Source organism: Antiquaquibacter metalliresistens (assembly GCF_029211225.1).
In the GTDB taxonomy this organism is placed as follows: domain Bacteria; phylum Actinomycetota; class Actinomycetes; order Actinomycetales; family Microbacteriaceae; genus Rhodoglobus; species Rhodoglobus metalliresistens.
Map to the genome: position 1 here is coordinate 1 of NZ_JARGEM010000009.1, position 13,692 is coordinate 13,692.

12 protein-coding genes, 1 tRNA gene and 1 other RNA gene are annotated in these 13,692 nt (G+C 71.1%); 3 read left to right on the forward strand and 11 right to left on the reverse strand.

Going from position 1 to position 13,692, the window contains the following annotated elements:
- Positions 1-144 precede the first annotated feature (144 nt).
- Entirely contained in the window at positions 145-663 is a 519-nt protein-coding gene (locus PYV02_RS14060; RefSeq protein WP_275759698.1) for an FAD:protein FMN transferase, read from the forward strand.
- Between the two features lie 4 nt (positions 664-667).
- Here PYV02_RS14060 and rnpB read toward each other — a convergent pair.
- From rnpB to PYV02_RS14110, 10 genes are all read right to left on the reverse strand, one after another.
- Positions 668-1,053, reverse strand: an RNA gene (gene rnpB, locus PYV02_RS14065) — RNase P RNA component class A.
- A gap of 14 nt (positions 1,054-1,067) precedes the next feature.
- A complete protein-coding gene (locus PYV02_RS14070) occupies positions 1,068-1,490 on the reverse strand; it encodes a reverse transcriptase-like protein (RefSeq protein ID WP_275759699.1) in 423 nt (140 codons plus the stop codon).
- Positions 1,490-2,230 (reverse strand): zinc ribbon domain-containing protein, encoded by a 741-nt coding sequence (locus PYV02_RS14075; RefSeq protein ID WP_275759700.1) that lies wholly within the window; start codon positions 2,228-2,230, stop codon positions 1,490-1,492. Before PYV02_RS14075 ends, PYV02_RS14070 begins: the two co-directional genes overlap by 1 nt.
- Before the next feature lie 37 nt (positions 2,231-2,267).
- Positions 2,268-3,086, reverse strand: coding sequence for a Nif3-like dinuclear metal center hexameric protein (locus tag PYV02_RS14080; protein ID WP_275759701.1), 819 nt, complete (start codon positions 3,084-3,086; stop codon positions 2,268-2,270).
- 41 nt (positions 3,087-3,127) lie between these two features.
- Positions 3,128-6,316, reverse strand: a complete 3,189-nt coding sequence (locus PYV02_RS14085; protein ID WP_275759702.1) for a cytosine permease — start codon at positions 6,314-6,316, stop codon at positions 3,128-3,130.
- 9 nt (positions 6,317-6,325) lie between these two features.
- The gene (locus PYV02_RS14090) at positions 6,326-7,246 is read right to left on the reverse strand and encodes a DMT family transporter (RefSeq protein ID WP_275759703.1); all 921 of its coding nucleotides are present in this window, start codon (positions 7,244-7,246) and stop codon (positions 6,326-6,328) included.
- A gap of 35 nt (positions 7,247-7,281) precedes the next feature.
- Positions 7,282-8,112 (reverse strand): universal stress protein, encoded by an 831-nt coding sequence (locus PYV02_RS14095; RefSeq protein ID WP_275759704.1) that lies wholly within the window; start codon positions 8,110-8,112, stop codon positions 7,282-7,284.
- 24 nt (positions 8,113-8,136) lie between these two features.
- Entirely contained in the window at positions 8,137-10,011 is a 1,875-nt protein-coding gene (locus PYV02_RS14100) for a heavy metal translocating P-type ATPase (RefSeq protein WP_275759705.1), read from the reverse strand.
- Entirely contained in the window at positions 10,008-11,372 is a 1,365-nt protein-coding gene (locus PYV02_RS14105; protein WP_275759706.1) for an MBL fold metallo-hydrolase RNA specificity domain-containing protein, read from the reverse strand. Before PYV02_RS14105 ends, PYV02_RS14100 begins: the two co-directional genes overlap by 4 nt.
- A 130-nt stretch (positions 11,373-11,502) precedes the next feature.
- Positions 11,503-11,575 (reverse strand) — tRNA-Val (locus tag PYV02_RS14110).
- Between the two features lie 53 nt (positions 11,576-11,628).
- Between PYV02_RS14110 and PYV02_RS14115 the strand changes: the two genes are divergently transcribed.
- Both PYV02_RS14115 and PYV02_RS14120 read left to right on the forward strand, forming a co-directional pair.
- Positions 11,629-12,285 (forward strand): hypothetical protein, encoded by a 657-nt coding sequence (locus PYV02_RS14115; protein ID WP_275759707.1) that lies wholly within the window; start codon positions 11,629-11,631, stop codon positions 12,283-12,285.
- A gap of 47 nt (positions 12,286-12,332) precedes the next feature.
- The gene (locus PYV02_RS14120) at positions 12,333-13,028 is read left to right on the forward strand and encodes a hypothetical protein (RefSeq protein WP_275759708.1); all 696 of its coding nucleotides are present in this window, start codon (positions 12,333-12,335) and stop codon (positions 13,026-13,028) included.
- Positions 13,029-13,102: 74 nt separating this feature from the next.
- Here PYV02_RS14120 and PYV02_RS14125 read toward each other — a convergent pair whose 3' ends face one another.
- Positions 13,103-13,576: a peroxiredoxin gene (locus PYV02_RS14125; RefSeq protein WP_275759752.1), complete on the reverse strand. Its 474-nt coding sequence runs from the start codon at positions 13,574-13,576 to the stop codon at positions 13,103-13,105.
- Between the last annotated feature and the right edge of the window lie 116 nt (positions 13,577-13,692).

The window sequence follows — 13,692 nt, forward strand, 5'->3', positions numbered from 1 at the left end:
CGGCGGCTTGACGCCCATCGAGTTCGAAGCCAAGCTAGCCGAGCCGCACACACTGGCGGCCTAAACCGAACCTGTCACCAGTTCGTTCCTCACGCCCCCCTGACCCAGGCCGGTTCGCAGCTGCGCGACACCTACGCGCGCGCCGTGCTGTGGCGCGAGCGCACCGACGGCGCGTTCACGCCGAACCGCCCCGACGGCGTGATCGACCTCAACGGCATCGTCAAGGCCGAGGCGGTCGAGGCGGCCGGTGCTGCGCTGACTGCGGCGGGATGCCACCACTGGTCGATCAACGCCGGCGGCGACATCCTCGTGGCCGGCGACGGAGCGCCGCACCTGATCGCCCTCGCCGATCCCGCGGATGCCTCCGCCACGCTCTGCGCGATCACCCTCGCCGGCCCCCGCCGCGCCGTCGCCACCTCCGGCTCCGCACAACGCGGCGACCACATCTGGCGCGGAGGCTCGCGCACGCCTGCGGCCTTCGTGCAGGTGAGCGTGGTCGCCGACGACATCGTCACCGCCGATGTGCTCGCCACCGCGATCGTCGCTGGCGGTCGTGACACGCTCGATGCGGTGTGCGATCGCTGGGACGTCGACGTCTTCACGGTCGATCGTGACGGGGCGATGCTCGCGACGCCGGGCCTGCGCGCCGCCCTCGCTGCCTAGCGGGCGAATGGGCCGGCTGATACGCCGGGTTCTGTTGGGGTGCACTGCACCTTGGACGGCCATCTATCTAGAACGTGCGTTGCCGCACGTCTCAAGCGGTCTACCCGGGAACGGGACGAGCAGCCCCATGGTTCCCTGTCTGACCTTGCTCCGGACGAGGTTTACCTAGCCGACCGCGTCACCGCGGCCGCTGGTGGTCTCTTACACCACCGTTTCACCCTTACCTCCGAGCCGAAGCCCGGCGGCGGTCTGCTTTCTGTTGCACTGTTCTCGCGGGTTGCCCCGGGTGGGTGTTACCCACCATCCTGCTCTGCGGAGCCCGGACGTTCCTCGGCGATGCGTCCCCCTCGTCGAGAGGGACGACACCGACGCGACCGTCTTGCCGGCCCATTCGTGCAGCAAGCCTACCGACCGAGGTCGGCCTTGGCATCCATCGCGAGGTTCGCGAGCTTGTCGGCGCGCGAGTTCTCGAGCCTCGGGATCCACTCGAAACGCACCGGAGTGCCGGTGAGCAGGTCGCGCGCCTCCGCGGCGAGCTCGGCCATGTCCGGGTGCTTGATGCGCCACCGGCCGGACATCTGCTCGACCACGAGCTTGGAATCCATGCGGATGAGCAGGTCGGCATCCGGATCGATCTCCAGTGCGCGACGCACCCCGGCGATCATCGCCTTGTACTCGGCGACGTTGTTGGAGGCGATGCCGCCGTAGAGACCGATCTCGGCGAGGATCTCGCCGCTGGCCATGTCCATCACCACCGCGCCGCTGCCGGAATGCCCCGGGTTGCCACGAGAACCGCCATCCGCCTCGATCACGAGAAGTCGACCCATCAGAGTCCGGACTCCTCGGTGCGCACCAGGATGGCGTCGCTGGACGGGCAGATCAGCACGTCGTCGGGCGCGGCGGCACGGATCTTCTGCAGTTCGTCCTCGAGCAGCTTTACGCCCGAGGCGAGCGAGACGCCGCCGCGGAGCAGGGATGCCCCGGTGCCGTAGCGGGAGCGCTGCTTCTCGTAGAGCGCGAGCAGATCCTCCGGCAGGGCCGACGCGATCACGCCGCGGTCGGCGGCGGCCGAGGCGCGATCGGCTGCGAGTGCGGCCAGCGCGGCATCCCTGGCCGCCTCGGCCTCGAGGGTGCGAGCGGCGATCGCGCCCAGCTCCGCCTCGGTGGTGCCCACCGCGGCCTGCTGCAGCTCGGCGCGCTCCATCACCGCCAGCTCGATCTCCTCGAGGTCGTCGAGGCGCTTGCGCAGGGCGGAGAGCTCCTGTTCCAGCGCGGCGACATCCTTCACCGACGAACTGGCCTGCAGACGCTCGCTGTCCCGCTGGATGCGGGTCTCGACCACGGCGACATCGGCCTCGACACGACCGAGCTCGAGCTGGGTGTTCTCCAGCACACCCTGCTCCTCGGTGAGTCGCACGCGCAACGCTGCAGCCTGCGTGCCGAGATCGGCGATCGCGGCGAGTTCGGGCAGGCTCTTCGCGCGGTGGTCGAGCTGGGCGAGACGGGTGTCGAGCGCCTGCAGGTCGAGCAGTCTCGCCTGCACGTCGGGGGCGGCTTTCAAAGCCATGGGTGGTTCTCCTTCACTGCGGTCAATGCAACTGCGGTCATTGCAGAACCGCGAAATCCCAGGGATCGGTGCGCAACTCGCTCACGACGATCTCGACGTCGCTCAGCTCGGTGCGCAACTGCGCGGCCGCGGTGTCGAGCCACAGCCATTCGCTCGCCCAATGCGACACGTCGATGAGTGCGGGACCACCGGCGACACGCGCATTCTCCCGTGCCTCCGAGGCCGGGTGATGCCGCAGATCGCTCGTGATGTAGACATCGGCGGCGAGCACCGCGGGATGACCGAGGTAGGCGTCGCCGGCACCCCCGCACAGGGCCACCGTCTGCACGCGCTGATCGAAGTCCCCGGAGACCCGGATGCCCGACGCGGTCGCCGGCAGCACGTCACCGAGGGCGCGCGCGAGCATGCCGAGCGTCGTGGGGGCGGCGAGCCGACCCACCCTGCCGATGCCGCGCGCGGGATCGGCCGCCGGCACGATGGGCGCAGTGTCGAGCAGCCCGAGACGCTCGGCGAACACCGCGGAGGTGCCGCGCTCGACGACGTCGGCGTTGGTGTGGGCGGCCAGCAGCGCGCAGTGCGCGCGGATCAGCCGGGTCAGCGCCGCACCCTTGTACCGGTCCCCCGCGACGCTCGTGACGCCGCGCAGCAGCAGCGGGTGGTGCACGAGCAGCAGGTCTGCGGAACGCTCGACCGCCTCGTCCACGGTGTCGAGCACGGCATCCACGGCGAGCAGGATGCGGGACACCTCGTCGCCTGGATCCCCGGCGACGAGGCCGACGGCATCCCAGGGCTCAGCGCCGGAGGCGGGCCACAGGCGCTCGACGGCGGCGGTCACATCCGCGACGTTGGTTGGCACGCTGCCAGCCTACCCAGCGGGCCCCGGCTCGAAGCACCGCCTCAGGGCTTTGCGGCCTCTTGACGACGGATCGCCGGGATGCCGAACACGATCGGCACCAGCAACCCGAGCACGAGGGCCACGAGCACCCCCAGGTCGGTGCCGGCGAGGTCGCCGTCAAGCGGAATGCCGAGCAGGCTGAACCCGAACCCCTGCCAGGATAGCCACGCGATCGTCGCGGAGGTGAAGGCGAATCCGATCGCGCTGATCACCACGAACGCGATCACGTTGCCCCACCGCACGTCTTCGTAGACACCGCCGCGGCGCACGAGCGACTCGCTTTCGAACCGCCGGTTGCGGATCATCGTCTCGGCGGCGAACAGGCCGGCCCAGGCCGCCGTCGGCACGGCGAGCGTCGTCGCGGCGTCGCGGAACAACTCCACGATGCCCCCGGTGACACCGAAGGTGAACAGCAGCGCGAGCGCTCCGAGGAGCACGGCGACGATGAGGACACCCACCTGGCGCCGCACGCGCACGCCGATCGCCTGCAGCGCGAAACCGCCGGAGTAGAGGGTGATGGTGATGCCGGAGAGCAGGCTCAGCGCGGTGGCGGCGATCAGCGGGATCGGGTACCACAGCGGCAGGATCAGGGCGAGCGTGTCGAGCGGCGACTCGAGGAACCCGCTCGCGATCCCCTGATTCGAGGCCGCCAGGAGCGCGCCGTAGCCGATCAGCAGGAACGCCGGCAGCGTCGCGCCGAACGTCGCCCAGAGCATGGATGACGCGCCGCTCGACCCCGGGCGCTGGTACCTCGCCAGGTCGGCGCCGCTGTTGGCCCACACGAGTCCGACGAAGCTGAAGACGAGCACCGCACCCGTCACGGTGAGCAGCCAGGGGCCGTCCGGCGTGGTGAGGGCCTCTCCCAGGTCGATGTACGAGGCGGTCATGGCGATCAGGCCGACGACGAGCAGCCCGGAGATCGCGGAGAGCACCAGCTGGATGCGCGACAGCAGTGGGTATCCGGTGAAGGCGACGAGCACCGCGATCACGAAGGCGAGCGCCAGGGAGACCAGCAGCAGCATCCGCTCGCCCAGCACTCCGCCGAGCTGGGCTCGCACCAGCACGATCGCGATCGACGAACCCAGCAGCCACAGCATGACCGCGCCCCAGAACACGCGCGTCAGCAGCGCGATGATCGCCGGCAGCACATTGCCGAGCAGGCCGAACGTGGCACGGGAGACCACCATCGTCGGCTGGCCGCTGCGCTTGCCTGCCAGCGTGGTGAGACCGAGCGGGACGAACGACAGCGCGACGCCGGCGAGGATCGCCACGATCGACTGCCGCAGGCTCATGCCGACCGCGAAGACCGCGGCGCCGAGCCCGAGACTGAGGATCGAGGAGTTCGCCGCGAACCAGAGCCAGAACAGGCGTGCCGCCCGGCCGACCCGGTGATCGAGCGGGGTCGGCTCCTCGCCCGCCCGCTCGAGGCTGAAGACGGGCTGACGCACGGGTTCGTTGTCGATGAGCACCTGCTCGTCGGCGGGGATGCGCACGGTCGAGATCGGTCCGGACGGCGGTGAGACGTGGTCGGCGATCACCGCTCGACCGGCGGCGTCCACCGCGACCGCGCCGGAGATACCACCGACGATGCGATCGGTCTCGTCGACGTCGTCCTCGACATCGCGGTCGAGGCCCTGCTCGATGATCGTCACCGAGTCGGTGTCGGTCGGGAAGGGCACGGCGGCGGACACCGGGGTGGGATCGATGTAGCCCGGGGGCACCGCGCCCGTGGGCGTGACGCCGGGCGCCGGCGAACCGGACTCGGGCGCCCCGGCCAGAAGGTCGTCGAAACTGAACGCGGCAGCCGGCGCGGCGGCCGCCGGTGGTGCGACCGGCGGCACGGCGGCGCCCAGTCCGAAGTCGAACGAGTGCGCGCCCGGGTCGATCTCGTCGCTCGGTTCGACCGGAGGGCGCGGCGGTCCGCCGAATGGCGGCGGCTCGACGAGAGGCGGGGGCGCGGCGAGCGGGGCGGACTCGACATCCCCGGTGTCCGGCTCGATCGTGGCCTCGATGACGGGCTCGAACGCGAGCTCGGGCTCGAGCTCCGGCTGCGGCTGCGGCTCGAGCGCTGCGAGCGGCTCCGGCTCCGGTTCGCCCGGCAGTTCGGGGGCGAAGGGCGGCGGCGACGGAGGCTGGAACGGGAGATCCGGCGCGGGGAAGGATGCGGGCTCGGGCGCAGGGAAGGGCTCCGGTTCCGGCTCGGGCTCCGGTTCCGGTTCCGGCTCCGGCTCCGGCTCCGGCTCCGGCTCCGGCGCAGACTCACCGAGCCCGAACGGGAACGGAAAGGCGTGCTCGACGGGCGCGACGGGCGCGGTGGCATCGGCCGGGACATCCGGGAACACCGGCGGCACGGGGGCCGCCTCCTGGACCGGCGGACTCGGCTCCTCGGGCTCGTAGTCCGGGGGCGGTGCCCAGCCCGCGCTCGGTGCCGGGACGTCCCACGCCGGCAGCGGCGGCGGCGGGAGTTCGACGGCCGACTCGGCCGCGGGTGCCACGAAGGCGTCCGGCGCCGGCGGGGGGAAGCTCGGGGGCACCGGCACGCTCGGCAGGGCGCCGGGGTACTCGGGGCGTGCGTCCTCGACGACCGCGGCGGCATCCGGCCCGAGGGCCTGCATGCGCGACTCCCAGGCCTCGAACTCGCGGGCCTCCTCCTCGCGCAGGCGCAGCTGGGTCTCGAGCTGTTCGATCACGTCGAGTGTGCCGCCGGGCTGGCTCGCGGCCTCCTCCACCCAGCGCAGCAGCTCGTCATCGGGCAGCGAACGCCGAACCGGGGGCTCGAACGGACTGTCGAGCGGCACGGCCTGCGCCGGGTCCGGTGCCGGCGCCGAACTCCACGCGGGCACGGGTCCCGTGGTCTCGGGTGCCACCTGCGGTTCGGGGGTGCTCTGCGGGCCCGGGGCGCCCTGCGGTTCGGGCGCGGCCTGCGGATGCGGTTCGGCGGCGGCGGCGCGCGGCGCGTCCTCCTCGGTGGCGGCGGGCGCCTGCGGCAGCAGGATCGTGCCCGAGCCCAGGCGGGTGTATTCGGCCGCGAGCGCCTCCGCGAGCGCGTCATCGTCGGTCGTGCCCGCGTCTCCCGGAGCCCGTTGCACGCTTGCCGGCGGCGGCGTGAACGTTGAACGTCGCGGACCCGCCGTGGCGAACGTGGGGTCGGACGGGGTGTCGGTGCCGACCTCGTCCTCGTCGTCTGCCATGCCGGAAGTCTACGGCGAGGCGACCGAGGTACGCGGGTGACGGGCCGTGGCGAGCACAGTTACCGCGGCGAGAATGAGCCCCAGACCGATCCACCCGATCGCATCCAGTCGCTCCCCGACGACGATCACCGCGAGCAGGGTGGCGACGAACGGCTCAAGCAGGGTGATCGTCGTCGCCGTGCTGCTGCGCAGCCTGCGCATGCCGATGCCGAAGAGCAGATACGCCACGAACATCGGGCCGAGAGCGAGGTAGGCGGCGATGCCGATCGTGCGCCCGGACTGCAGCAGCGGTGCGCCGAAGACGAGCAGCACCGGCACGAGCGCCACTGCACCGAGCCCGAACATGCCGCCCATCACCCCGCGCGACGGCTGCCCCGAACCGATCGCCCGGCTCGATGCGTAGGTGTACAGCGCGTACGCCAGCCCGGCCAGGATGCCGAGCAGCACCCCCGCCACGACGCCGTCGCCCCCGCCGCCGCCGCCGTGGCCACCGAGGGCGAGCAGCACGACGCCGGTGATCGCCACCGCCGTGCATCCCGCCCACAGCGGCGACAGACGGTGCCGTTCGAACAGCCACTCGAGCAGGGCCGCAAACAATGGCCCCGTGCCCAGCGAGACGACGTTGCCGATCGCGACGCCGGCGATGTCCATGGAGGCATAGAAGGCGAGTGGATACACCACCACCCCGGCCGCGCCCACGATCAGCCAGCGTCGGCTCCCGCCGGCGCGCAGGGCACCGAGGGCCGAGCGCGCGGACGTGGCGAACAGCAACAGGCCGCCGACCGCCATGGTCGAGGCGCCGATCGCGAGCGGACTCACGTCGCTCGGCATGAAGCTCGCGGCGGTGCCCGTCGTGCCCCACAGCAGCGAGGCCACGACGAGCGCCCACGCACCGGAACCGGTCGACGGGGAGGTAGCGGCGGGCACCATCCGAGGCTAGCGGCGATGGCGCCCCCGCGTGGAGGTCACCGGATGACGGCGACCGTGCACGGCATCGCGAGCGCGACCTCCTCGCTCACCGAGCCGAACCAGGCGCGACCGAGCGCACCACGCCCATGGCTGCCGACCACGAGCATGCTCGCGCCCTTGGCCGCGTCGATGAGGGCATCGGCAGGCCGCATCGGGGTAAGTACCCGTTCCACCCGCAGATCGGGGTGGTCTTCGGCGATGCCCGCGAGCGACTCGGCGAGCGCCAGTTCGTCGTCGGTCGAGGGCGAGATCGGCCACTGCCCGGACTCGGCGCCCCAGAACCACGGCGGCTGCCACGCACGCACGGCGGTGAGGGTCTCGCCCGCGCGGTCGGCTTCGGCCGCCGCGAACCGTACGGCCGCAGCGGAGAGCTCGGAGCCGTCGACGCCCACCACGACGCCGTGGCCGTCGGTGGGGACATCCGGCACGATGACGACGCTCACCGTGGCGTACTCCGCCATCCGCGACGCGCGCACGCCCGCGCGGCGACCCGCGCCGTGCGCGGCCGAGCGCGATCCCACCACGAGCAGCGCGGCATCCGATGCGTGATCGCACAACTCGTACACCGGCGAGCCGACGATCACCGCCGCGTGCACGCTGAGGCCCTCGTGATCGGCGCGAAGCCGATCGGCGATGTCGTGAATGCGCTTCTCGGCCTCGGCGACGGCGTCCGCGGTGAGATCGAGCGCATCCGTGCCCCAATCGTCATCGACGACGTGCACGATCTCCAACTCGACGCCCGTGGCGAGCGCTCGCTGCGCGGCCCATGCGATCGCGCGCACCTCTGTGTCGTTGCCGCCGACTCCGGCGACGATCCTGTCTGCCATGGTGAGCTCCTTCGCGTCTGGATGCTACGAATCTCGTTTCTTCGATCCGGCAGCGACAGGGCCGAACGTCCCTCCCTGCGCCGAACGGCTGGCGCGCGGACCGCCCCACCTCGCCCGCAGCCCGTTCAGGATCGTGAGCACGTCGATGCCCTCCTGCAGCAGGGCCCCGAAGATCGCCGGCAGGAATCCGAACGCGGCCACGACCATGAGCGCTGAGCTCAGGCCGATGCCGACCCACACGCTCTGCGTCGCCACGCGCACCGTGCGGCGGGCGATGGCCACGACGTCGGCCACGCGACCGAAATCGTCGACGAGCAGCACGATGTCCGCGCTCTCGCTCGCCGCGGAGGAACCGCGGGCACCCATCGCCACGCCGACGTCGGCCGCCGCGAGCACCGGGGCGTCGTTGACCCCGTCGCCGACCATCATCACGGGCTTCTCCGCCGTACGCACCGCCTCGACCTTGTCCCTGGGCATCAGGGCCGCCCGGATGTCGGTGAGGCCGGACTGCGCGCCGATGGTCTCCGCCGTGCCGCGCGCATCGCCGGTGAGCATGATGAAGTGGCGCACGCCGAGCGCACGCAGCCGCGCGATGGTCTGCGTCGCATCCTCACGCAGGGTGTCGCGCAGCACGATGGTGCCCGCGTAGTCGTCGACGACACCGACGTGCACGGCCATCTCGCCGGCACCGAGCGGCGTGGTGAAGCCCTGCTCGGCCCCCGGCACGAAGGCGGCCTTGCCGACGCGCACGGTGCGCCCGTCGACCGTGCCCTCGAGCCCCATGCCGGGCACCTCGCGGATGTCGGTGGCGGTCGGCACCGCACCGGCCCGCTCGGCGGCCTCCGCGATCGACGCCGCGAGCAGATGGGGAGAGTGCGCCTCCAGCGCCCCGGCCAGGCCGAGCACGTCCACGCCCGCCGCGGATTCGACGCGCATCACGGTGGGGTGGCCGTCCGTGAGCGTGCCGGTCTTGTCGAGCGCGACGGTGCGGATGCGCGAGGCGCGCTCGAGCACCCCGCCCGACTTCACGATCACCCCGAGCCCGGAGGCGCGGTTCGTGCCCGCGAGGAACGCGACGGGCGCCGCGATCAGCAGCGGGCACGGGGTCGCGACGACCAGCACCTCCGCGAACCGACTCGGCTCTCCGGAGAGGAACCACGCGAGCCCGGCGAAGACGACGGCCGCGATCGAGAACGGCAGCGCGAATCGGTCGGCGAGACGCACGAACGGCGCACGTTCGTCCGCGGCCGCGGCCACGAGGTCGATGATCGACTGCAGCTGACTGTGGGCCACCGTCGCGGTCGCGCGCACCCGCACGCCGCGCTCGCCATTGACCGCACCGCTGAGCACCGCCGCTCCCTCGGCGCGGGACACCGGCAGGCTCTCCCCCGACATCGACGACTCGTCGAACACGCCGTCATCGAGCAGGATGCCGTCCACCGGCACGGTCTCACCGGGCCGCACCTCGACGACGTCGCCGATCCGCACCTCGGCGACCGGGACATCCCTGATCGCATCCGTCACCACGTGGGCGACGGCGGGCGCCCGCTCCAGCAGCGCCGTCAGCTCGGCGCGCGCGCTGCGTTCGGCGAACTGCTCAAGCGCCTCGCCGCCGGTGAGCATGATCACGACGATGAGCGCCGCCCACTGGTCGCCGAGCGCGACGGTGCTGCCGATCGCGAGGATCGCCAGGAAGTCGATGCCCCACGCGCCCGAACGGATCGCCCGGATCATCGAGATCAACGATCGGATGGCGACGAGCACCGCGAAAGCCGAGATGCCCCAGCGGGCGACGACCTCGAAGCCCGCGAGCTGCGCGCCGAGACCGAGCAGTCCGACCGCGACCGCCGCGATCACCCAGGGGTACTCGCGGAGCCGGAAGCGCGCCGCGCGCCTCACGCCAGCTCGACGATCTCGCCCTGATCGGGCACCCGTACCGCCCAGCCGAGCTCGTGCTTGATGCGCAGCCGCAGCGCGTCGGCGGCAGAAGGCTCTCCATGCGTCACGTAGGTCATCGTAGGAGCCTGCGGTGCCGCCGCAAGCCACCGCATCACGGCGTCGGCATCCGCGTGCGCCGACATGCTCGGCAGGGAAACGACCTCGGCCTCGATCGCGACGTCACGACCGAAGATGCGCAGGCTGCGCTCGCCCCGCGCGAGGGCGGCACCACGCGTGCCCGCGGCCTGGAACCCGGCGAGCACGACCGCGTTGGCGGGATCCCCGCCGAAGGCCGCGAGATGATGCAGGATGCGACCGCCGGTGATCATGCCGCTGGCGGAGATGATGACCATCGGGCCGCTGCGCAGGTTGAGCTCCTTCGACTCCTCCACGCTGCGCACGTAGTGCGGCAACGAGTACAGGCGCTCCAACTCCTCGTCGGAGACGCGGTGCTCCTCGGGAAACGCGCGATAGATCCTCGCGGCGTTCGACGCCATCGGACTGTTGACGTAGATCGGCACGTCGGGAATCTCCCCCCGCTCCCGCAGGCGCGACAGGTGCAGCAGAAGCGACTCCGTGCGGCCGACCGCGAAGGCGGGGATCATCACGACCCCGCCGCGACCGCACACGCGCCGCACGATCTCGCCGAGCGCGCGTTCCGGGCTCTCCGCCGGGTGGTCGCGGTCGCCGTAGGTGGACTCGACGACGAGCACGTCGGTCTCGCCCAGCGCTCGCGGCGCGCGCATGAGGGGATCGTCCCAGCGACCGAGGTCGCCGCTGAAGGTCACCGTGCGATCCGCTGCCTTCAGACGCACCTGTGCAGCACCCACGATGTGTCCCGCGGGCAGCAACGTCGCGGTCACGCCGCGCGCGACCCCGCGCGCCTCGTCGAAGGGAATCGACACGAACTGATCGAGCGCCACGAGCGCGTCGTTGACCGTATAGAGCGGTGCCGGATTAGCGTGCCGTGATGTGCCGTGCTTGCCCGCGTACCGCGCCTCCTCTTCGAGCAGGTACCCGCTGTCGGGCAGCAGGATGCCGCACAGCTCCTCCGTGCCCGGCGTGCAGAACACCGCGCCCGCGTAGCCGTCGCGCACGAGCGCCGGTAGATAGCCGGAGTGGTCCAGGTGCGCGTGCGTCACCACCACGGCATCCAGGTCCGCCGGAGCGAACGGCAACGGCCGCCGGTTGCGCTCGCGCAGCACCTTCAGTCCCTGGAACAGGCCGCAGTCGACGAGCACTCGCGCATCGGCGGTCGTCACGAGGTACCGGGAGCCCGTGACCGTGTCGGCCGCTCCGAGGAACTGCAGCGTGGTTGTCATGGTCCCAGGCTGCGCCGTCCCGGTGCGCTGGGCAAGGGGCGAAGGTCACTGCGTGCGGCCGCAGCAAGCGGTTCTCGCCCTGCACCATCGACGCTTCACGCCGACGACCTCCGGCCGCCGTCGTGAACCGTGGGCCCTACCGGGCTCGAACCGATGACATCCACGGTGTAAACGTGGCGCTCTACCAACTGAGCTAAAGGCCCATCGCCCGGCGGGCCGGGTCGATGCGCCACCATGCTACCGGCATACTCATGCCATGGCAGAGCGTCCACAGCCGCGACCGGAGCATCGCTGGCCGGTACTCATCACGACCCTCGCGACCTTCGCGCTCTACGTCGCGCTGCCCGACCCGCGGCCCTGGTTGCCCTCGTGGCTCATTCCCGTGGTCGGGCTCGTGGTGCTCACGCCGCTCGTGCTCTACAACCCCCGACGGCTCACTCGCGAGTCCCGCTGGTCGCGCATCGTCGGTCTCGGCTTCTCGTTCGCACTCGCGGCGATCAACCAGATCTACATCGTCTCGATCATCAGCGATCTGATCGCCGGGGAGACGAACGGCCCGACGGTGCTCGCGATGGCCTTCGGCGTGTGGATCACCAACGTCATCGCCTTCGCGCTCGTGTTCTGGGAGCTCGACCGCGGCGGCCCCGTCGCCCGCCGCGACCTCGGTCGTCTCGATTCCAACCCGCAGGACTTCCGGTTCCCCCAGCAGGACGGTTCACCCGGCACCGATCCGAACTGGCAGCCGGTGTTCTTCGACTACGCCTACTTCTCGATCAACACGATGATGGCCTTCAGCCCCACCGACGTCATGCCGCTCACCCTGCGGGCGAAGGCGCTCATGGCCTACGAGTCGCTGACCGGATTCGTGCTGCTGGCGTTGGTGATCTCGCGCGCGGTGAACATCCTGGCCTGAAACGCAAGCCCCTCCCGCGGCGCGCGCGGGCGGCCCATACTCGCCCCATGCCCAAGAACATCGCAGAGGGACAGGGTCGCCCCGAGCATCGCTGGCCCGCGGTGGCATCCATTCTGGTCGCCCTCACGCTCTACGCGCTGCTGCCGTCGAGCTTTCTGCCGACCCTGCGGTACGCGGTGGTCGCCGTATGCCTGGCACTGCTCGTGCCGATGGTGGTCATCAACCCGGTGCGGATGCGCACGCAGACACCGTGGTCGCGGTGGCTGGCGATCGGGCTCACCGTGCTGCTGGCCGTCGCCAACACCGTCGCCCTCGTGCAGCTCATCGTGCAGCTCGTCACTGCGAAGAGCGACCAGGACGGCACGCTGCTGCTCGCAGCCGCACAGGTCTGGGCGACGCACGTGATCGTCTTCGCACTCATCTACTGGGAGATGGACCGGGGCGGACCGGTGGTGCGCACGCTCACCGCTCGCAAGGAGCTGCCGGATGCCGACATCCGGTTTCCGCAGGACGAGGACCACGACGCGGTGATCGAGGTCGCGCGGGGCTCGTCGGCCAACTCGAACTGGACCGCCGGCTTCGTCGACTACCTGTACTTCTCGGCCTCGAACACCATGGCCTTCAGCCCGCCGGATGCGATGCCGCTGACGGCCCGGGCGAAGATCCTCGTCGGGCTGCAGGCGCTCGGCGCGTTCGTGATCCTGGTGCTCGTGATCGCGCGCGCGGTGTCGTTGCTGGGCTAGCGCAGCAACGACCGGACCAGCACAGTGTTGCTGGGCTAGCGCAGCAACGACCGGACCAGCACAGTGCGGCCTGACTAGACGCGCGTCGTGGTCAGCTCTTCGAGCGCGGCCCGGTACTCCTCGAGCGAACGCGCCCGGCCCGGTGCGGTGATGAAGCTCGCCCGGATGACGCCGTCGATGTCGATCAGGAACGTCGCGCGGTTCGCGAAACCCTTGTCTTCCAGGAACACCCCGTACTCCTTGGCGACGTCGCCGTGCGGCCAGAAGTCCGCCAGGAGCGTGAAGTCGTAGCCCTGCTGCTCGGCCCAGGCCCGCAGCGTCGCCTTCGAGTCCACCGAGATGCCGACCAACTCGACGCCGGCGGCCTTGAACAACGCGAGGTTGTCGCGCAGGTCGCACAGTTCGCTCGTGCAGGTGCTCGAGAACGCGAGGGGAAAGAACACCAGCGCGACGGCCGACTTGCCGCGGTAGTCGTGAAGCCGGATGTGCTCACCGAACTGGTTGGCGAGCTCGAAATCGGGTGCCGTGGTGTCGTTCTCCAGGGCCATGATCGTGGTCATTCCTCTCGTGCCCGAGGTCTCGGGCACACACGAGCAGCAATGATACGCCCGCCGACCCCGGGGCGGGTGGTGGAACTAGACTCGTCGGTGCGCAACCCCACGTC